Genomic DNA, 24319 nt, shown 5'->3' with positions numbered 1-24319 from the left:
TTCGGCCTGCTATTCTAGCGGGCAGACGATTGCGGTGAAACCCTAATCCACAGGCTGTGATGCGCGTTCAGGAAAGTGTTAGACTATCCGACTAATTAACAAATGTTTTCAGCCCCGCTCACGCAAACGGGCTGCGCCATGAATCAACAGCGAGGAGTGTGGTCGCCAATGGCAAATGAGAAGAAACGTGGCTTTTTTTCCTGGCTGGGCTTTGGGCAGAAAGAAAAGGCCGATGACGCGCAAAGCGAAGAGCAGCACGTTAGCGAGCAGCCGCCTGAAGCGTCTGCGGTTACTGAGCCTGCCGATAGCGAAAAATTCGCCGAAGAGGTGGTGGAAGTCAGCGAGCAACTGGCGCACGAAGAAACCGCAGAACCGGTAGAAGAAACGCCTGCACCGCCTGAAGAACCGGCAGAACCGGCGCTGGCCACGATTGAGCGCGAAGAACTGCCGCTGCCGGAAGAGGTACTGGAAGAGAACGTCGTTGCCAAAGACGAGCCGCTGCCGGAAGAGCTGCGCGAGGCGGAAGTTATCGCCAGCGATGAGCCTCTGCCAGAAGAGCAGCCCGAAGAAGAGACCGCGCCCACGGAGGACGAGCTGCAAGCGCAGGCTGCTGAAGCTGCGGAAGAAGCAGTGGTCGTTGTGCCGGTGGAAGAACCGGCTACTGAGCAGGAGAAACCGACCAAAGAGGGTTTCTTCGCGCGTCTTAAACGCAGCCTGCTAAAAACCAAAGAAAACCTCGGTTCCGGATTTATCAGCTTGTTCCGTGGTAAAAAGATCGACGATGATTTGTTCGAAGAGCTGGAAGAGCAGCTTCTGATTGCCGACGTCGGGGTGGAAACCACGCGTAAAATCATCACGAATCTGACGGAAAGCGCGAGCCGCAAACAGCTGCGCGACGCTGAAGCGCTCTACGGTCTGCTAAAAGAAGAGATGAGCGACATTCTGGCGAAAGTGGACGAACCGTTAAGCATCGAAGGCAAGACGCCGTTTGTGATTTTAATGGTTGGCGTGAACGGTGTGGGTAAAACCACCACCATCGGGAAGCTGGCGCGCCAGTTTGAGCAGCAGGGCAAGTCGGTGATGCTGGCGGCGGGAGATACCTTCCGTGCGGCGGCGGTTGAGCAGCTTCAGGTTTGGGGCCAGCGCAACGATATCCCGGTGATTGCTCAGCACACTGGCGCGGATTCCGCCTCAGTGATTTTTGATGCAATCCAGGCGGCGAAAGCGCGCAATATAGATGTGCTGATTGCTGATACCGCCGGGCGTCTGCAAAACAAAGCGCACCTGATGGAAGAGTTGAAAAAAATCGTCCGCGTGATGAAAAAGCTGGACGACGCGGCCCCGCACGAAGTCATGCTGACCATCGACGCCAGCACCGGGCAGAATGCGATAAGCCAGGCCAAACTGTTCCACGAAGCGGTGGGGCTAACCGGTATCACGCTGACCAAGCTTGATGGCACCGCCAAAGGTGGGGTGATTTTCTCGGTGGCGGATCAGTTTGGTATTCCAATCCGTTACATCGGTGTCGGCGAACGTATTGAGGATCTGCGTCCGTTTAACGCGGGCGATTTTATAGAGGCACTTTTTGCCCGAGAGGATTAACAATGATTCGCTTTGAACATGTCAGCAAAGCCTATCTCGGTGGGAGACAAGCGCTGCAGGGGGTGACTTTTCACCTGCAGCCGGGCGAGATGGCCTTTCTGACCGGGCATTCCGGCGCGGGGAAAAGTACCCTGCTGAAGCTTATCTGCGGTATCGAGCGGCCAAGCGCGGGCAAAATCTGGTTTAGCGGCCACGACATTTCCCGGCTGAAAAACCGTGAAGTGCCGTTTTTGCGTCGCCAGATTGGCATGATTTTTCAGGATCACCATCTGCTGATGGACAGGACGGTGTTCGACAACGTGGCGATCCCGCTGATCATTGCGGGGGCCAGCGGTGATGATATTCGCCGTCGCGTATCCGCGGCGCTGGATAAGGTCGGGCTGCTCGACAAAGCGAGGAGTTTTCCGATTCAGCTTTCCGGCGGTGAACAACAGCGCGTGGGCATCGCCCGTGCGGTGGTTAATAAACCGGCGGTGCTGCTGGCGGATGAACCGACCGGTAACCTGGATGAGGCGCTATCCGAAGGGATTTTGCGCCTGTTTGAGGAATTTAACCGCGTTGGGGTCACGGTACTGATGGCGACGCACGATCTGGGACTTATCTCCCGGCGTTCGTACCGCATGCTGACGCTCAGCGAAGGGCATATGCACGGAGGCCATACGGGTGAATAAGCGCGACGCAGTAAACCAAATCCGCCAGTTTGGCAGCAAGCTCGACCGTTTTCGCAAATCGTCCGGCGCGTCCGGCGATGGCAACCGTAACGCGCCGCGCCGTAGCAAAGCGCCGGTAAAAGCCGCTTCACGTAAAACAAACGTGTTTAATGAGCAGGTGCGTTATGCCTGGCATGGCGCTTTACAGGATCTGAAAAGCAAACCCTTCGCCACTTTTTTGACGGTGATGGTGATTGCGATTTCCCTGACGCTGCCGAGCGTCTGCTATATAGTGTACAAAAACGTCAATCAGGCGGCGTCCCAGTATTATCCTTCGCCGCAGATAACGGTCTACTTCGACAAAGCGCTGGATGACGATGCCGCGCAGCAGGTGGTGGCGCAGCTGCAATCCGAAGAGGGAGTCGAGAAGGTCAACTATCTCTCGCGCGAAGAAGCGCTGGGCGAGTTTCGTAACTGGTCCGGCTTTGGCGGGGCGCTGGATATGCTGGAAGAGAATCCGTTGCCAGCGGTCGCGGTGGTAGTGCCAAAAATTGATTTTCAGGGCACGGAGTCGTTAAACACGTTGCGCGATCGCATCACCCGTATTCAGGGCATTGATGAAGTGCGCATGGATGATAGCTGGTTTGCACGCTTATCAGCTCTTACCGGGCTGGTCGGGCGCGTGGCGGCGATGATCGGCGTGCTGATGATTGCGGCGGTGTTCCTGGTGATTGGCAACAGCGTGCGGCTGAGTATCTTCGCGCGCCGTGACACTATCAATGTGCAAAAACTGATTGGCGCGACGGATGGTTTTATCCTGCGACCGTTTTTGTACGGCGGCGCGCTGCTGGGTTTTTCCGGTGCCTTTTTGTCATTGATATTGTCTGAAATTTTGGTGATGCGTTTATCATCCGCCGTCACCGACGTGGCGAAGGTTTTCGGTACGCAGTTTGAGTTAAGTGGCTTGTCCTTTGATGAGTGCTTGCTGCTGTTGCTGGTGTGTTCAATGATTGGCTGGGTCGCGGCGTGGCTGGCGACGGTGCAACATTTACGACACTTTACTCCCGACTAGAAAATCTCTGGTATACTCTTTCCCTGCAACTTGAAATATTCCCGTAGCAGGGAAAGTGTTTGACCCCTTCTCATGTTCCTTGCTCCGGTTTATCATCCCTGTGTCACAATTTGTGCGTAATTTATTCACAGCGTTGCAGGGAACTTGTGGATAAAATCACTGTCTGATAAAACAGTGAATGCTATTCTCGTTGCTCATAAAACGCTGGCATGTATGTTGCCTGATGGGGACACACCGCCGCCAGTTAGCTATGAATTGAGAGGAAATGAATGACCAAAGAAATGCAAACTTTAGCTCTAGCCCCCGTTGGTAACCTGGAATCTTACATCCGGGCTGCTAACGCATGGCCGATGTTAACGGCCGATGAAGAACGGGCGCTGGCTGAAAAGCTGCATTACCAGGGCGATCTGGAAGCAGCTAAAAAGCTGATTCTGTCTCACCTGCGCTTTGTTGTTCATATTGCTCGTAACTACTCGGGCTATGGTCTGCCGCAGGCGGATCTTATCCAGGAAGGCAATATCGGCCTGATGAAAGCCGTGCGCCGTTTCAACCCGGAAGTGGGTGTACGCCTGGTCTCTTTTGCCGTGCACTGGATCAAAGCAGAGATCCATGAATATGTGCTGCGCAACTGGCGTATCGTAAAAGTCGCTACCACCAAAGCACAGCGTAAGCTGTTCTTTAACCTGCGTAAAACGAAGCAGCGTCTGGGCTGGTTCAATCAGGATGAAGTGGAAATGGTTGCCCGTGAATTGGGCGTAACCAGCAAAGACGTGCGTGAAATGGAGTCACGTATGGCGGCGCAGGACATGACATTTGATATGTCTTCAGATGATGATGCGCAGGACGGTCAGCCGATGGCGCCGGTGCTCTATCTGCAGGATAAATCCTCTAACTTTGCCGATGGCATTGAAGATGATAACTGGGAAGAGCAGGCTGCTAACAAACTGACCGACGCGATGCAAGGGCTGGACGAACGCAGCCAGCAGATCATCCGCGCTCGCTGGCTGGACGAAGATAACAAGTCCACGCTACAGGAACTGGCTGACCGTTACGGTGTTTCTGCCGAACGTGTGCGCCAGCTGGAAAAGAACGCCATGAAGAAACTGCGCGCAGCGATCGAAGCGTAAGCGTTTTGCAGTGAACAAGCCGGGTCAGCGCAAGCTACCCGGCTTTTTGTTTTATTTGCCATAAGAAATCTGTCTTTTCCCCTATCCCTTGCGAGAAATAACGTATTTATACGCTATATATTTCTGTATAAGCCATTCACGCAGGGGCCACCAAAGTGAAGAATAACGAATTACAGCAGCGCCGCTTACAGGCGACGCCGCGCGGTATCGGGGTGTTGTGTGGTTTTTATGCAGAAAAAGCGCAGAACGCCACCCTGTGGGATGTCGAAGGTAATGAAGTGATTGATTTTTCGGCCGGGATTGCCGTGCTGAATACCGGACACCAGCATCCAAAAATCGTGGCGGCCGTTGAAAAACAGCTACACGCTTTTACCCACACGGCTTACCAAATCGTTCCCTATGAGAGCTACGTTGCGTTGGCCGAGCGCATTAACCAGCGGGTGCCGATAGAAGGTAGCGTGAAAAGCGCGTTCTTCTCAACCGGCGCCGAGGCGGTAGAAAACGCGGTCAAAATCGCGCGGGCGTATACGAAACGCCCCGGCATCATCACCTTTAGCGGCGCTTTTCATGGGCGTACCTTTATGACAATGGCGCTGACCGGCAAAGTCGCGCCCTACAAGCTCGGTTTCGGCCCCTTCCCGGGTTCTGTTTATCACGCCCGCTTCCCTAACGCTTTGCATGGCGTCAGCACTGAGGATGCCCTGCAAAGCATTCTGCACATTTTCAAAACCGATATCTCACCGGATCAGGTCGCGGCCATCCTGATAGAACCGATACAGGGTGAAGGGGGCTTTAACATCGCGCCGGATGATTTTATGCAAGCGTTGCGCGCGATATGTGATAGCCACGGCATTTTACTGATTATCGATGAAGTCCAGACGGGGTTCGCCCGCACCGGCAAACTCTTTTCAACAGAATATTATGCTATCAAGCCCGACATAATGACCATGGCGAAAAGCCTGGCGGGCGGCCTGCCGCTCTCAGCGGTGGCCGGACGTACTGAGGTTATGGACGCTCCCGCGCCCGGTGGGCTTGGCGGTACTTACGCCGGTAATCCGCTGGCCATTGCGGCGGCGCATGCGGTGCTGGATATCATTGATGAAGAGAATCTGTGTGAGCGCGCCAATCAACTGGGAAAAGAGCTGGTCGAGATGTTGCACCAGGCCCGGGAAAACTGCCCGTGGATTGCACAAATTCGTGGGCAAGGTTCCATGGTCGCGGCGGAGTTCAACAATCCGCACACTGGGCTGCCGGATGCGGATTTTACTCGCCAGATTCAGGAGCGGGCGCTTGCTCAGGGACTATTGCTGCTCAGCTGCGGAGTTTACGGTAACGTTATCCGTTTCCTCTATCCGTTAACGATTCCATTAGATCAGTTCCGCCAGGCACTGGCTATCCTGCGCCGTTCGCTGACGCAGTAAATATTCAGATGAATTATGAGTGGCGCGGTCATCTTCTTGTCGCATACCTGCAAAAATATTATTCACTATTCCGAAAAATGGGGTATGTTTTAGCAGAGTATGCTGCTCCGGCACGGTAAGCATGCATAATTGCATACATCATATTCTTTTCTTATGATGATTATCAAAATAATGTGCCAAATAACAACATCACAACAAATGCAAACACCATAACAATGGGGAAACTCAGGATGAAAATGAAGGGCAAAGCGTTACTGGCGGGTTGTATTGCGTTAGCCATGAGCAACGTGGCATTCGCCGAAGATATTAAAGTTGCTGTTGTCGGCGCGATGTCCGGCCCCGTTGCGCAGTACGGTGACCAGGAGTTTACCGGTGCAGAGCAGGCGATTGCCGATATTAATGCGAAGGGCGGCGTCAATGGTAACAAGCTGGTTGCGGTGAAATATGATGACGCCTGTGACCCGAAACAAGCGGTTGCGGTTGCCAACAAAGTGGTTAACGACGGTATCAAATACGTTATCGGTCACCTGTGCTCTTCTTCAACGCAGCCTGCGTCTGATATTTACGAAGATGAAGGCATTTTAATGATAACGCCAGCGGCGACCGCTCCGGAGCTGACCGCGCGTGGCTACAAGCTCACTCTGCGCACCACCGGGCTTGACTCTGACCAGGGGCCAACGGCGGCAAAATACGTTCTGGATAATGTGAAGCCGAAGCGCATTGCTATCATTCATGACAAGCAGCAGTACGGTGAAGGCCTGGCGCGTGCGGTGCAGGATGGCCTGAAAAAAGGCGGGGCCAACGTGGTCTTTTTTGATGGTATTACTGCCGGTGAAAAAGATTTCTCAACGCTGGTGGCGCGCCTGAAAAAAGAGAACATCGATTTCGTTTACTACGGCGGTTACCATCCTGAAATGGGGCAAATCCTGCGTCAGTCTCGCGCGGCGGGCCTGAAAACTCAGTTTATGGGGCCGGAAGGCGTGGCGAACGTTTCGCTGTCGAATATCGCCGGGGAATCAGCAGAAGGTATGCTGGTGACCAAGCCGAAAAACTACGATCAGGTTCCGGCAAACAAACCGATTGTGGACGCTATCAAAGCGAAAAAACAGGATCCGAGCGGGGCGTTTGTATGGACGACCTACGCAGCATTACAGTCGCTTTCTGCCGGGCTGAACCAGTCTGACGATCCGGCTGAAATAGCCACCTACCTGAAAGAGCACAGCGTGGAAACCGTGATGGGGCCGCTTTCCTGGGATGAAAAAGGCGATCTGAAAGGTTTTGAGTTCGGCGTCTTCACATGGCATGCCAACGGAACCGCGACCGACGCGAAGTAATCTGCAGATAATCGCCCTGCATGCGGCAAGGTGATGGCGACTGGCCCAGGCTGCGGGAGTATTCGCAGTCAGGCCAGGCGCATCAGCCACTCTCTGTTGGGCGATAAACGTTAGCGCTTTTCCCAACCATTGTTCTGCGCGGTAAAACCCAGCGCCTGCATAAAGGCGGCCATCACGCCGCGGTCTTCCACACCGACATCCGCCATCCACCAGCTGGTCACTGAGGGGTTATCGCGCATGACTTCTTCGATTAAGTATTGCCCTACGCCGCGTCGGCGGGTGATATCACGCACGCGCAAGGAGTCCAGAGCCCCTTCTGCGCCGCGCAGCGTGACGCGTACGGCAGCTAACAGGCGCTCGTTAAAGCGAGCCGCATAAATACGGTGCGTATCATCAACCTGCAATGAGGCGGGAGAATATTCCGGCCAGACTTTTGCCAAATCAATATGATCCTGCTCCGTGAAGGTTTCCAGCCGGATAATGGTTAATTTCATAAACTTTATGCCCAAAACTCAAAACATAAATGTGAGTGTAATCATTTTCTCATCGCCAGTATGGACAGTTTTTTATTTTTCATTTTGCAGGCGAATAATTTTATCGCAGCCGTTCAGGGAGTTTGAAACATTGCAGATCGAAAAAGAGACAGGATTTTAACCTTATTACCAGTGAATTATTCCGTTATTCATACCGTTATTTTATGCTGGTTGCGGGACTTTTTTTGTTTATCTCCCGATTAATACAGAATATTATTCCTGCATAATGGACTGAAAAATAGAGGTTTTGCTGTTGTTTTTGCCAAAACTCCAGGCTAAACCATTAATGACACTGGTAAAAATAGCATTGTGCATTAAAAGTACAGAATGCTTATTAACCAGAAAAACACAAAATTATTACACGAAAAATTCTGCTTTCAGGCTAAAACGCAGCGCGTTTTAAACAGCCCTGGCGCTGGCTTTAGAAAAGGCAGCAGAGGGGCGCCTTCAGGCAGAAGTATGAACACACATCACAAACGGGGATTTATCAGTATGAAAAGGAACGCGAAGACAGTAATCGCGGGGATAGTTGCACTTGCGATGTCTCACGCGGTCATGGCGGATGATATCAAAGTCGCTGTCGTTGGTGCGATGTCCGGTCCGGTTGCTCAGTGGGGTGACATGGAGTTTAACGGCGCGCGCCAGGCGATCGCGGATATCAATGCCAAAGGCGGGATCAAGGGCGACAAACTGGTTGCTGTGGAATATGACGACGCCTGTGATCCAAAACAAGCCGTGGCGGTTGCTAATAAAATCGTCAACGATGGCGTGAAGTACGTTATCGGTCATCTTTGCTCCTCATCAACGCAGCCTGCTTCTGATATCTATGAAGACGAAGGCATTTTGATGATCTCTCCTGGTGCCACCAATCCGGAACTGACGCAGCGCGGCTACCAGTACATTATGCGTACCGCCGGGCTGGACTCCTCTCAGGGGCCGACCGCTGCCAAATACATTCTCAATACGGTGAAACCGCAGCGTGTCGCTATTATTCATGATAAGCAGCAATACGGTGAAGGCCTTGCACGCTCAGTGCAGGAAAGCTTAAAAGCCGGTGGCGTGAATGCTGTGTTCTTTGACGGGATAACCGCAGGTGAGAAAGATTTCTCTGCGCTTATCGCCCGTTTGCAAAAAGAGAACATCGATTTTGTCTATTACGGCGGTTATTACCCGGAAATGGGGCAAATGCTGCGCCAGGCGCGTGCAAACGGTCTGAAGACACAGTTTATGGGGCCTGAAGGTGTAGGTAACGCGTCGTTGTCGAACATTGCCGGTACGGCAGCCGAAGGGATGCTGGTGACCATGCCGAAGCGTTATGACCAGGACCCGGCAAATAGCGGTATTGTTAAAGTGTTACAGGCGCAGAAAAAAGATGCCAGCGGGCCATATGTCTGGATCACTTACGCCGCCGTACAGTCTCTGGCAACGGCGCTTGAGCGTAGCGGCAGCGATGATCCGCTGGCGTTGATAAAAGATTTAAAAGCTAACGGAGCTAAAACCGTGATTGGGCCGCTGAACTGGGATGAAAAAGGCGATCTGAAGGGATTTGAATTCGGTGTCTTCCAATGGCACGCCGATGGTTCGTCTTCCGTGGCGAAATAACTGTCATCCCACTCTCCGGGCGCAATGTCCGGAGAGATTTAAGAAGGTTATGTTATGTCCGAGCAGTTTCTCTATTTTTTGCAGCAGATGTTTAACGGCGTAACGCTGGGAAGCACCTACGCATTGATTGCCATTGGCTATACCATGGTGTACGGCATTATCGGCATGATTAACTTCGCCCACGGCGAGGTCTACATGATCGGTAGCTATGTCTCCTTTATGATCATTGCCGCGCTGATGATGATGGGTATCGACACCAGCTGGTTGCTGGTGGCGGCCGGGTTTGTCGGGGCGATAGTGATAGCCAGCGCCTATGGCTGGAGCATTGAGCGTGTGGCTTATCGCCCGGTACGCAGTTCCAAACGCCTGATAGCGCTGATTTCTGCCATCGGTATGTCTATTTTCCTGCAAAACTATGTCAGCCTGACGGAAGGTTCCCGCGATGTCGCCCTGCCAAGCCTATTCAACGGGCAATGGATAGTCGGCAGCAGCGAAAACTTCTCCGCATCAATTACCACCATGCAGCTGGTTATCTGGATTGTGACCTTTATCGCCATGCTGGCACTGACGATTTTTATCCGATACTCCCGCATGGGCCGCGCCTGCCGTGCGTGTGCGGAAGATTTAAAAATGGCGAGCCTGCTCGGTATCAATACTGACCGCGTGATCGCGCTGACCTTTGTGATTGGCGCTGCGATGGCGGCCGTAGCAGGTGTGCTGCTCGGACAATTCTATGGCGTTATCAACCCATACATTGGCTTTATGGCTGGTATGAAAGCTTTCACCGCTGCGGTGTTAGGCGGCATTGGTAGCATTCCTGGCGCGATGATTGGCGGTTTGATCCTCGGCGTGGCGGAATCCCTCTCCTCAGCGTATCTCAGCACTGAATACAAAGACGTGGTTTCATTTGCATTGCTGATTGTCGTACTGCTGGTGATGCCAACCGGTATCCTGGGTCGCCCGGAGGTTGAAAAAGTATGAAACCGATGCATTTTGCGATGGCGCTGCTGTCAGCTGCGATGTTTTTTGTGCTGGCGGGCGTTTTCATGGGCGTTCAACTGGCGCTGGACGGCACCAAACTGGTGGTGGATACCGCAGCGGATATCCGCTGGCAGTGGGTGTTTATCGGTACGGCGGTGGTCTTTTTCTTCCAGCTTCTGCGCCCCACACTACAGAAAAGCCTGAAGGGCGTCTCCGGGCCGAAGTTTATTCTACCGGCGATCGATGGTTCGACGGTTAAACAGAAGCTGTTTCTGCTGGCGCTGTTGGTCATTGCCGTAGTGTGGCCGTTTATGGTGTCGCGCGGCACGGTAGATATTGCCACCATGACGATGATTTATATCATCCTCGGGCTTGGGTTGAACGTGGTGGTAGGTTTATCGGGTTTGCTGGTGCTGGGCTACGGCGGCTTTTATGCCATCGGCGCATACACCTTTGCGCTGCTCAATCACTATTACGGCCTCGGGTTCTGGACATGCCTGCCGCTGGCGGGTCTGGTCTCTGCTGCTGCGGGTTTTCTGCTCGGCTTCCCGGTGCTGCGTTTGCGCGGCGATTATCTGGCGATTGTCACGCTGGGTTTCGGGGAGATCGTGCGTATTCTGCTGCTCAATAATACCGAAGTGACCGGTGGCCCGAACGGTATCAGCCAGATCCCAAAACCAACACTGTTCGGACTTGAGTTCAGTCGTAGTGCGCGCGAAGGCGGGTGGGATACCTTCAGCAACTTCTTCAATGTGAAATACGATCCCAGCGACCGCGTGGTGTTCCTGTACCTGGTTGCGCTGCTGTTGGTCGTCGTTACGCTGTTTGTGATTAATCGTCTGTTGCGTATGCCGCTGGGGCGTGCCTGGGAAGCGCTGCGTGAAGATGAAATCGCCTGCCGTTCGTTGGGCCTGAACCCGACCCGTATCAAGCTGACTGCGTTTACGATTAGCGCTGCGTTTGCCGGTTTCGCCGGAACGCTGTTCGCTGCGCGCCAGGGGTTCGTCAGCCCGGAATCCTTCACGTTTGCCGAGTCGGCATTTGTGCTGGCAATTGTGGTGCTCGGTGGCATGGGATCGCAGTTTGCGGTGATCCTCGCGGCCATTTTGCTGGTTGTTTCCCGCGAATTGATGCGTGATTTCAATGAATACAGCATGTTAATGCTGGGTGGTTTAATGGTGCTGATGATGATCTGGCGTCCGCAAGGCTTGCTGCCGATGACCCGCCCGCAGTTGAAACTGAAAAACGGGCAAGCGAAAGGAGAGCAGGCATGAGTCAGCCATTATTAACCGTAAACGGCCTGATGATGCGCTTCGGCGGTCTGCTGGCCGTGAATAATGTCGCGCTGGATCTCCATCCCCAGGAAATCGTTTCGCTTATTGGCCCTAACGGCGCGGGTAAAACCACGGTGTTTAACTGCCTGACCGGTTTTTATAAACCTTCCGGCGGCACCATTATGCTGCGCGAGAAGCATCTGGAAGGCTTGCCGGGGCAGCAAATCGCGCGGATGGGCGTGGTGCGAACCTTTCAGCATGTACGATTATTTCGTGAGATGACGGTTATCGAAAACTTGCTGGTCGCGCAACATCAGCAGTTGAAAACCGGCGTGTTTTCCGGCCTGCTGAAAACACCTTCTTTTCGTCGCGCGCAGGATGAAGCGCTGGACAGAGCAGCGACCTGGCTTGAGCGTATTGGTTTGTTAGCGCACGCTAACCGACAGGCCAGCAATCTTGCCTATGGCGATCAGCGCCGCCTGGAGATCGCGCGCTGTATGGTCACCCAGCCTGAGATCCTGATGCTTGATGAACCCGCTGCAGGGCTAAATCCGAAAGAGACGAAAGAGCTGGACGAGCTGATTGTCGAGCTGCGTAACCATCACAACACCACTATCCTGCTGATTGAGCACGATATGAAGCTGGTGATGGGCATTTCCGACAGGATTTACGTGGTGAACCAGGGGACGCCGCTGGCGAACGGTACGCCGGAAGAAATTCGTAACAACCCGGATGTGATCCGTGCCTATTTAGGTGAGGCATAAGATGGAAAAAGTGATGTTATCTTTTGACAAAGTAAGTGCCCACTACGGCAAGATTCAGGCGCTGCATGAGGTCAGTCTGCATATTAATCAGGGCGAGATTGTTACGCTGATTGGTGCTAACGGTGCGGGTAAAACCACGCTGCTCGGCACGTTGTGTGGCGATCCGCGAGCCACCAGCGGGCGCATTGTGTTTGATGATAAAGATATCACTGACTGGCAAACGGCGAAGATTATGCGCGAGGCTGTGGCCATTGTGCCGGAAGGCCGCCGCGTTTTTTCACGTATGACAGTAGAAGAAAACCTGGCGATGGGCGGCTTCTTCGCTGATCGTGAGCGGTATCAGGCGCGTATAAAATGGGTGTATGAATTGTTTCCGCGTCTGTATGAACGACGCATTCAGCGCGCCGGAACAATGTCCGGGGGAGAGCAGCAAATGCTGGCGATTGGCCGTGCGCTGATGAGCCAGCCGCGCCTGTTGCTGCTTGATGAACCCTCGCTTGGCCTTGCGCCGATCATCATCCAGCAAATCTTCGACACTATCGAGCAGCTACGTCAAGAAGGGATGACCATTTTCCTCGTCGAGCAGAATGCGAATCAGGCGTTAAAGCTCGCCGATCGCGGCTACGTGCTGGAGAATGGCCACGTGGTGCTGGAAGATAGCGGCGACGCGCTTTTGGCTAACGAAGCGGTGCGAAGCGCCTATTTGGGCGGCTAAATTCCTCACATCATGAAAGGAGCCAGCGTGCTCCTTTCTTTATCATCTCGTCTTAGTTATTCACGCTTTCTGCGGTAATAACGTGCGAACTAATTCCTTCATAAACTTGTTAATTTTCGGATAAGAGCGTGCGGCGGGCTGGGGTATGATACGGCTGGCGCTTGAGGCTTTTTGCCTCATGACGGTTGAAAGTTGTGCGGCAGAAAGAAGAAAGCCCCGAAGGTAATTTTTCAATTAACCAACGAGGCTACCTGTATGCCCAACACATCCAGAGTAGCTTCTTACCCGCCGAAAGGCAAGGAGCAGCAGGCTATGAAGTTACCGCAAACCTTTATCTGATGCGTGTTTATCGTGTGTTTCACACTGTTGATATTCACGTATCTGACGCGGAAATCGCTGTGCGAAATCCGCTACAAAGATCCGGTAAGGGAGGTGGCAGCTTTCATGGCTTACGAATCCGGTAAGTAGCAACCTGGAGGCGGGGAGCGATCCCCGCCTTTCCAGGAAGTGATGTGTCAGGCCGGGCGTCTTTACAGAGGGCTTCTCCGTTCGCGGGGGAGCCCTTTTTCTTTCGAATGAAAGTAGTTAAGTGGTATTATCGCTGTGGCGCTTGAGGCTTTTTGCCTCATGACGATTGAAAGTTGTGCGGCAGAAAGAAGAAAGCCCCGAAGGTAATTTTTCAATTAACCGACGAGGCCACCTGTATGCTGAACACATTCAGAGTAGCCTCTTACCCGCCGAAAGGCAAGGAGCAGCAGGCTATGAAGTTACCGCAAACCTTTATCTGGTGCGTGTTTATCGTGTGTTTCACACTGTTGATATTCACGTATCTGACGCGGAAATCGCTGTGCGAAATCCGCTACAAAGATCCGGTGAGGGAGGTGGCAGCTTTCATGGCTTACGAATCCGGTAAGTAGCGACCTGGAGGCGGGGAGCGATCCCCGCCTTTCCAGGAAGTGGTGTGTCAGGCCGGGCGTCTTTACAGAGGGCTTCTCCGCTCGCGGGGGAGCCCTTTTTCTGTTACGTGCTTTCCCGATTTCCCGCCATTTTTCCTTCACCGTACTATCATCCCCGCGACATATCGCTGACGCCTGGTTGTCATATATTTGTAATCAAAAGGTTATTTTTCTGTCATTCGAGCGTGTCATGTTACCTCGCGAGCATAAAACGCGTGATATCGCGCATCCCGTATAAAAAGAGAGAGCACAATGACAACGTTACGACATACAGCTTTGGGTCTGGCGATGGGATTCGTTTTTGCCGGTAACGCTATGGCCGTCACCTCGATTCCGTTCTGGCATTCCATGGAGGGGGAACTGGGTAAAGAAGTTGACTCCCTTGCGCAACGTTTCAATGAAACCCACCCTGACTATAAAATCGTGCCGGTCTATAAAGGCAATTACGAACAGAGCCTTAGCGCGGGTATCGCGGCTTTCCGTACCGGAAATGCGCCCGCCATTTTGCAGGTTTATGAAGTCGGTACGGCGACCATGATGGCCTCTAAAGCGATCAAACCGGTGTATGAAGTCTTCAAAGACGCCGGGATCAACTTTGATGAAAGCCAGTTCGTACCGACCGTTTCTGGTTATTACACCGACGCCAAAAGCGGCCACTTGCTCTCTCAACCGTTCAACAGTTCCACGCCGGTGCTGTACTACAACAAAGACGCCTTCAAAAAAGCAGGCTTAGATCCGGAGCAACCGCCGAAGACCTGGCAGGATCTGGCCGCTTACACCGCGAAGCTGAAAGCCGCCGGTATGAAGTGTGGCTACGCCAGCGGCTGGCAGGGCTGGATCCAGATAGAAAACTTCAGCGCATGGCACGGTTTGCCGGTGGCCAGCAAAAACAACGGTTTTGACGGCACCGATGCGGTGCTGGAATTTAATAAGCCGGAACAAGTTAAACATATCGCCCTGCTGCAAGAGCTGAATAAAAAAGGCGATTTCAGCTACTTTGGCCGTAAAGATGAGTCCACCGAGAAGTTTTATAACGGTGACTGCGCCATCACGACAGCCTCTTCCGGCTCGCTGGCCGACATTCGCCATTACGCAAAATTTAACTACGGTGTTGGCATGATGCCCTACGATGCTGACGTGAAGGGCGCACCGCAAAACGCCATCATCGGTGGAGCCAGCCTGTGGGTGATGCAGGGTAAAAACGATGCCACCTATAAAGGCGTCGCGCAGTTCCTCGATTTCCTGGCGAAACCGGAAAACGCAGCGGAATGGCACCAGAAAACGGGTTATCTGCCCATCACCACCGCAGCTTATGACTTAACGCGTGAGCAGGGCTTCTATGACAAGAATCCAGGTGCCGATATCGCGACACGCCAGATGCTGAACAAACCGCCGCTGGCGTTTACCAAAGGGCTGCGTCTGGGCAATATGCCGCAAATTCGCACCATTGTTGATGAAGAACTGGAAAGCGTGTGGACCGGTAAGAAAACTCCGCAACAGGCGCTGGATGCAGCCGTTGAACGCGGAAACCAGCTGCTGCGCCGCTTCGAGCAGTCCACCCGTTCCTGATCTTAAATCCTCCATGCTGACCCTCTTTTTACCGGGAGGGTCAGTTGCCTCCTTAATCGGGAGGCGCGAAGAGTAAACAACGTAGAGCCAACTTATGTCTTCATCTCGTCCGGTGTTTCGTTCACACTGGCTGCCTTACTTGCTGGTTGCGCCGCAGCTGGCAATCACGTTTATTTTCTTTATCTGGCCTGCGGGCGAAGCGCTATGGTACTCGGTACAAAGTGTCGATCCGTTCGGGCTATCCAGTCAGTTTGTTGGGCTGGAGAACTTTGTCGCGCTGTTTCACGACAGCTACTATCTGGACTCCTTCTGGACGACGCTGCGCTTTAGCGCGCTGGTGACATTCAGCGGGCTGCTGGTGTCGCTCTTTTTCGCGGCCCTTGTTGATAACGTTGTGCGCGGAAGCCGTATTTACCAGACGCTGATGCTGCTGCCTTACGCCGTCGCTCCGGCGGTGGCCGCCGTGCTGTGGATTTTCCTGTTTAACCCTGGTCGTGGGTTAATTACCCATTTTCTGGAATATTTTGGGTATAGCTGGAACCACGCACAAAATAGCGGGCAGGCGATGTTTCTTGTCGTATTCGCCTCGGTCTGGAAGCAAATCAGCTATAACTTCTTGTTCTTTTTCGCCGCGCTGCAATCCATTCCCCGCTCGCTGGTGGAAGCCGCCGCCATCGATGGCGCAGGGCCGGTTCGCCGCTTCTTCACGTTGTCATTACCGCTTATCGCGCCGGTGAGTTTTTTCCTGCTGGTGGTGAACCTGGTGTATGCCTTCTTCGACACCTTCCCGGTCATCGATGCGGCAACCGCAGGCGGGCCGGTACAAGCCACAACCACGCTTATCTACAAAATCTACCGCGAAGGGTTTGCCGGGCTGGATCTTTCCACTTCTGCCGCGCAATCGGTGGTGCTGATGGTGCTGGTGATTGTGCTGACGGTTGTTCAGTTCCGCTATGTTGAAAGCAAGGTACGCTACCAATGATTGAGAATCGCCCAGGGCTGACCTGGTTTAGCCATATCATGCTTATTCTTGGCATTGTCGTGATCCTGTTTCCGCTGTATGTCGCGTTCGTCACCGCGACGCTGGATATCAACGCGGTCTATGACACGCCGATGACGCTGATACCCGGCACGCATCTGCTGGAAAACCTGCGCACTATCTGGGTGCACGGCGTGGGGGTGAACAGCGCGCCGTTTTGGTTAATGTTAACCAACAGTTTCATCATGGCGCTGGTGATAACCATCGGGAAAATTGCGGTCTCGCTCTTGTCTGCATTTGCTATTGTCTGGTTTCGTTTCCCGCTGCGTAACCTCTTCTTCTGGCTCATTTTTAGCACGCTGATGCTGCCGGTGGAGGTGCGAATTTTCCCGACGGTAGAGGTCATCGCTAACCTGAAGATGCTTGATAGCTATACAGGGCTGACGCTGCCGCTGATGGCCTCAGCCACGGCGACGTTTTTGTTTCGCCAGTTTTTCATGACGCTGCCGGATGAGCTGATGGAAGCGGCGCGCATCGACGGCGCTTCGCCGATGCGTTTTTTCCGCGACATCGTGCTGCCGCTGTCAAAAACCAATCTCGCGGCGCTGTTTGTGATCACCTTTATCTATGGCTGGAACCAGTATCTGTGGCCGCTGCTTATCATCAGCGATGCCAGTCTCGGCACGGCTGTAGCGGGCGTGAAAGGAATGATTGCCAGCGGTGAAGGTACGACACAATGGAACCAGGTGATGGCCGCGATGCTGCTGACGCTCATTCCCCCGGTGGTGATTGTTTTAGCCATGCAGCGCGCATTTGTGCGCGGCCTGGTCGACAGTGAAAAATAAGTTGCCGCCAGCGGCGCAGAACAAAGGTAAATAACCGAAGATGGCAGGATTAAAATTACAAGCCGTGACCAAAAGCTGGGATGGCGGCAAAACGCAGGTGATCCAACCGCTGACGCTGGATGTGGCCGACGGTGAATTTATTGTAATGGTTGGCCCGTCTGGCTGCGGGAAATCCACCTTATTGCGTATGGTTGCCGGGCTGGAGCGCGTTTCCGGCGGCGACATCTGGATAGATACTCAGCGCGTCACCGAAATGGAGCCGAAAGATCGCGGTATCGCTATGGTGTTTCAAAACTACGCCCTCTACCCGCATATGAGCGTGGAAGAGAATATGGCGTGGGGGCTGAAAATCCGTGGGATGGGCAAAGAACATATCACCAGCCGTGTTGCCGAAGCGGCGCGTATTCTTGAGCTGGATGGGTTATTAAAGCGCCGCCCGCGCGAGCTTTCAGGTGGCCAGCGCCAGCGCGTTGCCATGGGGCGCGCCATTGTGCGCGATCCAGCGGTCTTTCTGTTCGATGAACCGCTCTCCAACCTGGATGCCAGGCTGCGCGTTCAGATGCGCCTTGAATTACAGCAGCTCCACCGTCGGCTGAATACCACGTCGCTGTATGTGACGCATGATCAGGTCGAAGCGATGACGCTGGCGCAGCGCGTGCTGGTGATGAATAAAGGTGTCGCAGAGCAAATCGGCACGCCGGTGGAGGTGTATGAAAAGCCCGCCAGCCGTTTTGTGGCAAGCTTTATCGGAAGCCCGGCAATGAATCTGCTGGATGGGCGCATCAGCAGCGCCGGGAGCCATTTCGAACTCGACAGCGGCATGGCGCTGCCGATCAGCGGGAATTATCGTCACTATGCCGGGCGCAGGATGACGCTGGGTATTCGCCCGGAACATATTGCGCTAAGCTCACAGTCCGCAGGGGGCGTGCCGCTGGTGATGGAGACGCTGGAGATGCTCGGCGCAGACAACCTGGCGCACGGGCGCTGGCAAGAGCAGAAGCTGGTGGTACGTCTGGCGCACCAGGAGCGTCCCGCTGCGGGCAGCACATTGTGGCTCCATTTCCCGGAGCAGCATTTGCACCTTTTTGAGGGTGAAACAGGACAACGCGTATGAGCAACTGGCCTTATCCACATATCGTCGCCCACCGTGGCGGCGGCAAACTCGCCCCGGAAAACACGCTGGCCGCTATAGATGTCGGCGCGCGTTACGGGCATAAAATGATAGAGTTTGATGCGAAATTATCAAAAGATGGGCAGATCTTCCTGCTACATGATGACTCGCTTGAGCGCACCAGCAACGGCTGGGGCGTGGCCGGGGAGCTGGCGTGGAATGACTTGCTTAAAGTGGATGCCGGGAGCTGGTTTAGCGGCGAATACAAAGGTGAGCCGTTGCCGCTGTTGTCAGACGTCGCGCAGCGCTGCCGCCAGTACGGCATGATGGCGAATATCGAGATCAAACCGACGAGCGGAACCGGCGCGCTGACGGGAAAAGCGGTGGCGCTCGCTGCCCGTGAACTGTGGGCTGGCATGACCGTACCGCTGCTCTCATCCTTTGACATCGATGCGCTGGAAGCCGCACAACAGGCGGTACCGGAGCTGCCTCGCGGGCTTTTGCTGGATGAGTGGCGCGATGACTGGCAAGCGCTGACCACGCGGCTTGCGTGCGTGTCGATTCATTTAAATCACCGCTTGTTGGATGAAGTTCGCGTGCGGATGCTGCGCGAAGCGGGTCTGCGCATTCTTGTGTATACCGTCAACCAGCCCCAACGGGCAGCGGAGCTGCTGCGCTGGGGCGTGGATTGTATCTGCACCGATAAAATAGACCTTATCGGCCCGGATTTTCAGTATTAAGGCGTCAGGGTTTTTAACGGAATAGTGGCCTGCGGCGACGTTTGCTGCACGCCGCTGTTCGGGTTTTGCTGCAACATATGCTGTGAAGCGCTACCGCTATTTACGCCACCGCTGAGCATTCCGCCGCTGGTGTTAGGGAGCACCTGCTGGCCAGGGCTGAGCATTCCCGGCTGACCCTGTTTTACCCGTTGTGTGTTGTTGTTGATCTGCGACTCCAGATGTTGCTGCTGCAGGCGTGTTTGCGTCTGCAACTGCTGGTTCAGCATCCCTTTTTGCTGCTGTTGCTGAACTTGCATTTGTGTTTGCAAACGCTGCTGGCTGGGGTTCACATACTCCTGATCTGTTGTATTAAAGGGTTGTGCGATAACCGCAAAAGGCAGCAGGGCTGCCAGCATAAAAACGCCTTTCATCGTCGTTTCCTCCATTCATGCTTGGTATAAGTTTAATCCTTTTTATTCATTGCGATGATTTTTTGAGCGTTGTGAACCAGGCTTAAGCGGTACTGTGGCTCATTTCCCGGAGAACAACGATGATGAAACAGAAGTTTGCACGTTGGGTAGCGATCGCGGCTCTGACGGCGGGTAGTTGTTTTAGCGTTGGCGCTGCGCCGCCGCCGGTGCAGGCACCTCCCGCGCCCGCGCCTGTCTCATATGGCGTGGAAGCTGACGTCTTCCATCCCGTTAGCGCAAGGCAGGGGATGGTCGCATCCGTAGACGAAACGGCAACCCGCGTTGGGGTCGATATCCTTAAACAAGGGGGAAATGCCGTGGATGCGGCGGTCGCAGTAGGTTATGCGTTGGCGGTGACCCATCCGCAGGCCGGTAATCTCGGCGGCGGCGGGTTTATGATGCTGCGTACCAAAGACGGGAACGTGACGGCTATCGATTTTCGCGAAATGGCGCCCTCCGGTGCCACGCGCGATATGTTTCTTGACGATCAGGGCAATCCGGACAGCAAAAAATCCCTGACCTCTCACCTGGCGTCCGGCACGCCCGGCACCGTGGCAGGTTTCTCGCTGGCGCTGGAAAAATATGGCACGCTGCCGCTCAATAAAGTGGTACAGCCCGCGATTAAGTTAGCGAAGCAGGGTTTCGTGGTGAACGATGCGCTGGCCGATGATTTGAAAACGTATGGTAGCGAAGTGTTGCCGCAGCATGCCAACAGCAAAGCCATTTTCTGGAAAGAGGGCGAGCCGCTGAAAAAGGGCGACAAACTGGTGCAGAGCAATCTGGCCAAAAGCCTGGAAATGATCGCCGAAAAGGGACCGGATGCGTTCTATAAAGGGGATATCGCGGCGCAAATCGCGCAGGAAATGAGCAAAAATGGCGGGCTTATCACGCAAGAGGATCTGGCGAATTATAAAGCCGTCGAGCGTACGCCTATCAGCGGTGACTATCGCGGCTACCAGATTTACTCCATGCCGCCGCCCTCGTCTGGCGGTATCCATATCGTGCAAATCCTGAATATTCTGGAGAATTTTGATTTAGCGAAATATGGTTTCGGCAGCGCCGATGCGATGCATCTGATGGCTGAAGCGGAGAAATATGCCTACGCCGATCGCTCGGAGTACCTCGGCGATCCGGATTTTGTGAAGGTTCCCTGGCAGGCGTTGACCAATAAAGATTATGCAAAATCCATCGCAGAGAAAATCGAGCTGAATAAAGCGCGCCCATCCAGCGAAATTCGCCCCGGCAAGCTGGAGCCTTATGAAAGCAATCAAACCACGCACTTTTCCGTGGTGGATAAAGATGGCAACGCGGTGGCGGTGACATACACGCTAAACACCACCTTCGGCACCGGCATTGTCGCGGGTGATACCGGGATCTTGATGAATAACGAGATGGATGATTTTTCCGCCAAGCCCGGCGTACCGAATGTGTATGGCCTGGTTGGCGGCGATGCCAATGCGGTAGGGCCAGCTAAGCGCCCGCTTTCGTCTATGTCGCCAACGATTGTGCTCAAAGATGGCAAAACCTGGCTGGTGACGGGCAGTCCTGGCGGCAGCCGTATTATCACAACTGTGCTGCAAATGGTGGTCAACAGCATTGATTTTGGGATGAACGTCGCCGAAGCGACGAATGCGCCGCGCTTCCATCATCAATGGTTGCCGGATGAGCTGCGAGTGGAGAAAGGCTTTAGCCCGGACACGCTGAAACTGCTGGCCGATAAAGGGCAGAAGGTGGTGGTGAAAGAAGCGATGGGCAGCACGCAAAGCATTATGGTTACGCCTGATGGCATGCTGTACGGTGCGTCTGACCCACGAACGGTGGATGATTTAACCGCAGGTTATTGATAAGTCTCTTAGCCCTGTCTCCGCACAAGGGGCAGGGCAAGTTTTAGATCACCTTATGCGCGCCATAAAGTACGAATCCACATACTCACCATTGCGTAAGGCGTAACCTTTGGCGGTGCCTTCTACTTCGAAACCAAACTTACGGTACACTGCCAATGCCGGAGCATTATCAACAAACACGGTCAATTCAATACGTTCAATGCGCAGCCAGTTGTCGCACAGAGCAATCATCTCGCCCATCAACGCGCTGGCTACGCCGCGCCCCTGACAAGCTGCCGATACCGCAAGACCAAACGTGGCGACATGGCTGCGACGTGGATTTTGTTCCACCGCCAGGCATAAATTTCCGCAGACCGTTTCACCGATACACGCAACCAGCCAGCGGCGGCCAGGTTGCGGCTTAAGGCGCTCTTGCCAGAACTCAGATGAAGGGTGAGGTAGCTGTAACAAATCCGGGTAAACGTCTGGATCTGCATACATCTGACGTAAAGATTCGGCGTCGCGCGCTTCGGCATGACGTATCACTATCTCACTCATCTTTTTCCCTCTTCAGGTGTTTTCCATAACACTTTCAGAAGTTTCTCGACCAGCGTCAACGCCTTTTTTATAAAAATACTGGACAAGTGCGAATGATAATGATTATTATTGCTATGCGTTCAGGGAAACCTTCGCGGTAGTCCTGAAAGCACGACATTGCTCACATTGCTTCCAGTATTTATTAGCCAGCCGGGTGCTGGCTTTTTTTTTGCCTGTTATTCTGCGGCTTTCTTCTCGGGTAACGCTCTGACAACCGGCGTGTTGATCTTCGCCTGCCCGGCAAAGGTTCCACCTTTTTTGATGGTCAGGGTGCTGTAAGACAAGGTGCCGGTAATGACGCCATTCTCTTCGATATGTATCGCTTCGCTCTGACACTCGCCGTTCACCGTGCCATCGATAACCAGCTCACGGCAAAGAATATTGCCCTCAACCAGGCCATTGCGCATCACCTTCACTACACTCTCTTTAGCGTCGATGTTGCCGGTGACGGTACCGAAAATATGCACCTGGCCTGCGGAAGTGATATTACCGGTGAGCTGCACGCCGCTGGCAATCACGGTGTTTTGTTTTTCTTCCCGCACGGCGTCTTTCTCCATTTTTAACGGTACGGCGGTTGGAACCGGTAATTGCGGGGCTTCAGAGTTTTTTGTCTTACCAAACATAGCGTTAACCTGATGTTGTACAATATGTAAGAAGAAAGTGAGCAGGGCCAGAACAGCAGCCAGAAGCGTCCAGAGAAGGGCGTATTGGCACCAGCTCACCAGCGCAAGCGCCCAGAAAGCCAGTGCAAGATTTAAAAACCGAAAATGCCTGTTCATACTGGATTGTGCACAACTCCCTTTGTGTGTGATTCGAAAAATGAATCCGAGTGGAACAATAAATCAGCTATTGTCAGGTGAGTTATGCGGGAATAGGGTGCTTTGGTCAAGAAAAATTTAACAATTTAAGATTAAGCAAATGCTTAATAATTAAAGCGTTAATAACGAATCAGATTGTTGGGGTACAGCAAAAGGCCCAATTTAGTTAAGGTGAAGAGATGTATCAACAAAGGACACTGTTATGACTTTACACTGCGCATTTATTGGGTTTGGCAAAAGCGCCATCCGTTATCATCTCCCTTACGTACTCAATCGCCGGGCCGACTGGCATGTCGCACACATCTTCCGTCGTCATATGAAGCCAGAAGAGCAGCATCCACAGTATCAGCACATCCATTTCACCAGCGAGCTGGATGAGGTGCTGAACGACCCGCAGGTCAAACTGGTGATAGTCTGCACCCATGCCGACAGCCACTTCGAATACGCAAAGCGCGCGCTGGAAGCAGGAAAAAATGTATTGGTAGAGAAGCCCTTCACGCCGACGATGGCGGAGGCTATCACGCTGTTTGAGCTGGCAAAAAGCAAAGGGCTGACGGTCACGCCTTATCAGAATCGCCGCTTCGACTCCTGTTTCCTCACTGCGAAAAAAGCCATCGAAAGCGGAAAATTAGGCGATATCGTCGAGATAGAAAGCCATTTCGATTACTACCGGCCTGTTGCGGAAACCAAACCAGGGCTGCCGCAGGATGGCATGTTCTACGGGCTGGGCGTACATACGCTGGATCAGATAATTTCCTTATTTGGCCGCCCGGACCATGTCTCGTATGACATCCGCAGCCTGCGTAATAAAGCGAACCCGGACGATACGTTTGAAGCGCAGCTGTTTTACGGCGATATGAAAGCTATCGTGAAAACCAGCCATCTAGTGAAAATCGACTACCCGAAATTTATCGTCCACGGCACGAAAGGGTCGTTTATCAAATACGGTATCGACCAGCAGGAGACCAGCCTGAAAGCGAACATCATGCCGGGCGAACCAGGCTTTGGCGCAGATAATAGCATCGCCATCATGGAGTACGTGAACGCAGCGGGTGAAACGGTGCGTGAAGAGTTTGCCCCGGAAACCGGCGACTATGGCCGCGTGTATGATGCGTTGTACGCCACGCTGACGCAGGGCGCGCCGAATTACGTCAAGGAATCTGAAGTTCTTACCAATCTTGAGATCCTGGAACGCGGGTTTGAGCAGGCATCACCGGCGACGGTAACGCTTGCAAAATAACGCTGTCGGGCATGCGTGAACTTGTTCATTTTTTTTGAACAGAGGAGTCAATTTTCACCCTCTATGATTGATAAGCGATTGGGTCCACACTTGCTTTATCGAAAACATACGGGGGTG

At 53.5% G+C, this 24319-nt stretch carries 24 protein-coding genes; 20 read left to right on the top strand and 4 right to left on the bottom strand.

Annotated features, from left to right (window positions below; translation table 11 throughout):
- Positions 1–168 precede the first annotated feature (168 nt).
- From ftsY to ACTU3N_RS03370, 6 genes are all read left to right on the top strand, one after another.
- Positions 169–1602 carry a signal recognition particle-docking protein FtsY gene (gene ftsY, locus ACTU3N_RS03395; protein ID WP_443084727.1) on the top strand — a complete coding sequence of 478 codons (1434 nt, stop codon included), beginning with the start codon at positions 169–171 and terminating at the stop codon, positions 1600–1602.
- Between the two features lie 2 nt (positions 1603–1604).
- Positions 1605–2273 (top strand): cell division ATP-binding protein FtsE, encoded by a 669-nt coding sequence (gene ftsE, locus ACTU3N_RS03390; RefSeq protein ID WP_443084726.1) that lies wholly within the window; start codon positions 1605–1607, stop codon positions 2271–2273.
- Positions 2266–3324, top strand: coding sequence for a permease-like cell division protein FtsX (ftsX, locus tag ACTU3N_RS03385; RefSeq protein WP_443084725.1), 1059 nt, complete (start codon positions 2266–2268; stop codon positions 3322–3324). The genes ftsE and ftsX overlap by 8 nt, the downstream gene beginning before the upstream one ends.
- Before the next feature lie 269 nt (positions 3325–3593).
- Positions 3594–4451 carry an RNA polymerase sigma factor RpoH gene (rpoH, locus tag ACTU3N_RS03380; RefSeq protein WP_443084724.1) on the top strand — a complete coding sequence of 286 codons (858 nt, stop codon included), beginning with the start codon at positions 3594–3596 and terminating at the stop codon, positions 4449–4451.
- Between the two features lie 155 nt (positions 4452–4606).
- Positions 4607–5872 (top strand): 4-aminobutyrate--2-oxoglutarate transaminase, encoded by a 1266-nt coding sequence (locus tag ACTU3N_RS03375; protein WP_443084723.1) that lies wholly within the window; start codon positions 4607–4609, stop codon positions 5870–5872.
- Positions 5873–6102: 230 nt separating this feature from the next.
- Positions 6103–7206: a branched-chain amino acid ABC transporter substrate-binding protein gene (locus tag ACTU3N_RS03370; protein WP_443084722.1), complete on the top strand. Its 1104-nt coding sequence runs from the start codon at positions 6103–6105 to the stop codon at positions 7204–7206.
- Positions 7207–7316: 110 nt separating this feature from the next.
- Here the strand turns inward: ACTU3N_RS03370 and panM are convergent, their stop codons facing one another.
- On the bottom strand, positions 7317–7700 hold the full coding sequence (gene panM / locus ACTU3N_RS03365; RefSeq protein WP_443084721.1) for an aspartate 1-decarboxylase autocleavage activator PanM: 384 nt from the start codon (positions 7698–7700) through the stop codon (positions 7317–7319).
- Between the two features lie 531 nt (positions 7701–8231).
- Between panM and livK the strand changes: the two genes are divergently transcribed.
- From livK to ugpQ, 12 genes are all read left to right on the top strand, one after another.
- A complete protein-coding gene (gene livK, locus ACTU3N_RS03360; protein WP_443084720.1) occupies positions 8232–9341 on the top strand; it encodes a high-affinity branched-chain amino acid ABC transporter substrate-binding protein LivK in 1110 nt (369 codons plus the stop codon).
- A gap of 54 nt (positions 9342–9395) precedes the next feature.
- On the top strand, positions 9396–10322 hold the full coding sequence (livH, locus tag ACTU3N_RS03355; RefSeq protein ID WP_443084719.1) for a high-affinity branched-chain amino acid ABC transporter permease LivH: 927 nt from the start codon (positions 9396–9398) through the stop codon (positions 10320–10322).
- Positions 10319–11596 (top strand): branched chain amino acid ABC transporter permease LivM, encoded by a 1278-nt coding sequence (gene livM / locus ACTU3N_RS03350; RefSeq protein ID WP_443084718.1) that lies wholly within the window; start codon positions 10319–10321, stop codon positions 11594–11596. The genes livH and livM overlap by 4 nt, the downstream gene beginning before the upstream one ends.
- Entirely contained in the window at positions 11593–12360 is a 768-nt protein-coding gene (livG, locus tag ACTU3N_RS03345) for a high-affinity branched-chain amino acid ABC transporter ATP-binding protein LivG (protein WP_443084717.1), read from the top strand. Before livM ends, livG begins: the two co-directional genes overlap by 4 nt.
- A 13-nt stretch (positions 12361–12373) precedes the next feature.
- On the top strand, positions 12374–13075 hold the full coding sequence (gene livF / locus ACTU3N_RS03340) for a high-affinity branched-chain amino acid ABC transporter ATP-binding protein LivF (protein WP_443084716.1): 702 nt from the start codon (positions 12374–12376) through the stop codon (positions 13073–13075).
- 342 nt (positions 13076–13417) lie between these two features.
- Positions 13418–13543: a type I toxin-antitoxin system Hok family toxin gene (locus ACTU3N_RS03335; RefSeq protein WP_443084715.1), complete on the top strand. Its 126-nt coding sequence runs from the start codon at positions 13418–13420 to the stop codon at positions 13541–13543.
- Positions 13544–13779: 236 nt separating this feature from the next.
- Positions 13780–13992: a type I toxin-antitoxin system Hok family toxin gene (locus ACTU3N_RS03330; RefSeq protein WP_443084714.1), complete on the top strand. Its 213-nt coding sequence runs from the start codon at positions 13780–13782 to the stop codon at positions 13990–13992.
- 291 nt (positions 13993–14283) lie between these two features.
- On the top strand, positions 14284–15600 hold the full coding sequence (gene ugpB / locus ACTU3N_RS03325) for a sn-glycerol-3-phosphate ABC transporter substrate-binding protein UgpB (RefSeq protein WP_443084713.1): 1317 nt from the start codon (positions 14284–14286) through the stop codon (positions 15598–15600).
- 94 nt (positions 15601–15694) lie between these two features.
- Positions 15695–16582 (top strand): sn-glycerol-3-phosphate ABC transporter permease UgpA, encoded by an 888-nt coding sequence (gene ugpA, locus ACTU3N_RS03320; RefSeq protein WP_443084712.1) that lies wholly within the window; start codon positions 15695–15697, stop codon positions 16580–16582.
- On the top strand, positions 16579–17424 hold the full coding sequence (gene ugpE / locus ACTU3N_RS03315) for a sn-glycerol-3-phosphate ABC transporter permease UgpE (protein ID WP_443084711.1): 846 nt from the start codon (positions 16579–16581) through the stop codon (positions 17422–17424). The genes ugpA and ugpE overlap by 4 nt, the downstream gene beginning before the upstream one ends.
- Before the next feature lie 40 nt (positions 17425–17464).
- Positions 17465–18538, top strand: coding sequence for a sn-glycerol-3-phosphate import ATP-binding protein UgpC (locus tag ACTU3N_RS03310; RefSeq protein ID WP_443084710.1), 1074 nt, complete (start codon positions 17465–17467; stop codon positions 18536–18538).
- Entirely contained in the window at positions 18535–19275 is a 741-nt protein-coding gene (ugpQ, locus tag ACTU3N_RS03305) for a glycerophosphodiester phosphodiesterase (protein WP_443084709.1), read from the top strand. The genes ACTU3N_RS03310 and ugpQ overlap by 4 nt, the downstream gene beginning before the upstream one ends.
- On the opposite strand, the gene ACTU3N_RS03300 is transcribed toward ugpQ, so the two are convergent.
- Positions 19272–19685, bottom strand: coding sequence for a DUF2756 family protein (locus ACTU3N_RS03300; protein ID WP_443084708.1), 414 nt, complete (start codon positions 19683–19685; stop codon positions 19272–19274). The two genes, ugpQ and ACTU3N_RS03300, sit on opposite strands and share 4 nt — an antisense overlap.
- A gap of 119 nt (positions 19686–19804) precedes the next feature.
- Between ACTU3N_RS03300 and ggt the strand changes: the two genes are divergently transcribed.
- The gene (gene ggt, locus ACTU3N_RS03295; RefSeq protein ID WP_443084707.1) at positions 19805–21568 is read left to right on the top strand and encodes a gamma-glutamyltransferase; all 1764 of its coding nucleotides are present in this window, start codon (positions 19805–19807) and stop codon (positions 21566–21568) included.
- A gap of 48 nt (positions 21569–21616) precedes the next feature.
- On the opposite strand, the gene yhhY is transcribed toward ggt, so the two are convergent.
- On the bottom strand, positions 21617–22105 hold the full coding sequence (gene yhhY / locus ACTU3N_RS03290; RefSeq protein ID WP_443084706.1) for an N-acetyltransferase: 489 nt from the start codon (positions 22103–22105) through the stop codon (positions 21617–21619).
- 215 nt (positions 22106–22320) lie between these two features.
- Positions 22321–22767 carry a bactofilin family protein gene (locus ACTU3N_RS03285; protein WP_443084705.1) on the bottom strand — a complete coding sequence of 149 codons (447 nt, stop codon included), beginning with the start codon at positions 22765–22767 and terminating at the stop codon, positions 22321–22323.
- Positions 22768–23164: 397 nt separating this feature from the next.
- Here ACTU3N_RS03285 and ACTU3N_RS03280 point away from each other — a divergent pair, with 397 nt between their 5' ends.
- Positions 23165–24202: an oxidoreductase gene (locus ACTU3N_RS03280; protein ID WP_443084704.1), complete on the top strand. Its 1038-nt coding sequence runs from the start codon at positions 23165–23167 to the stop codon at positions 24200–24202.
- Positions 24203–24319 lie beyond the last annotated feature (117 nt).

The organism is Vagococcus sp. WN89Y, from assembly GCF_052220145.1.
Classification (GTDB): Bacteria; Pseudomonadota; Gammaproteobacteria; order Enterobacterales; family Enterobacteriaceae; genus Kosakonia.
This window is presented reverse-complemented; position numbering and strand designations above follow the sequence as displayed.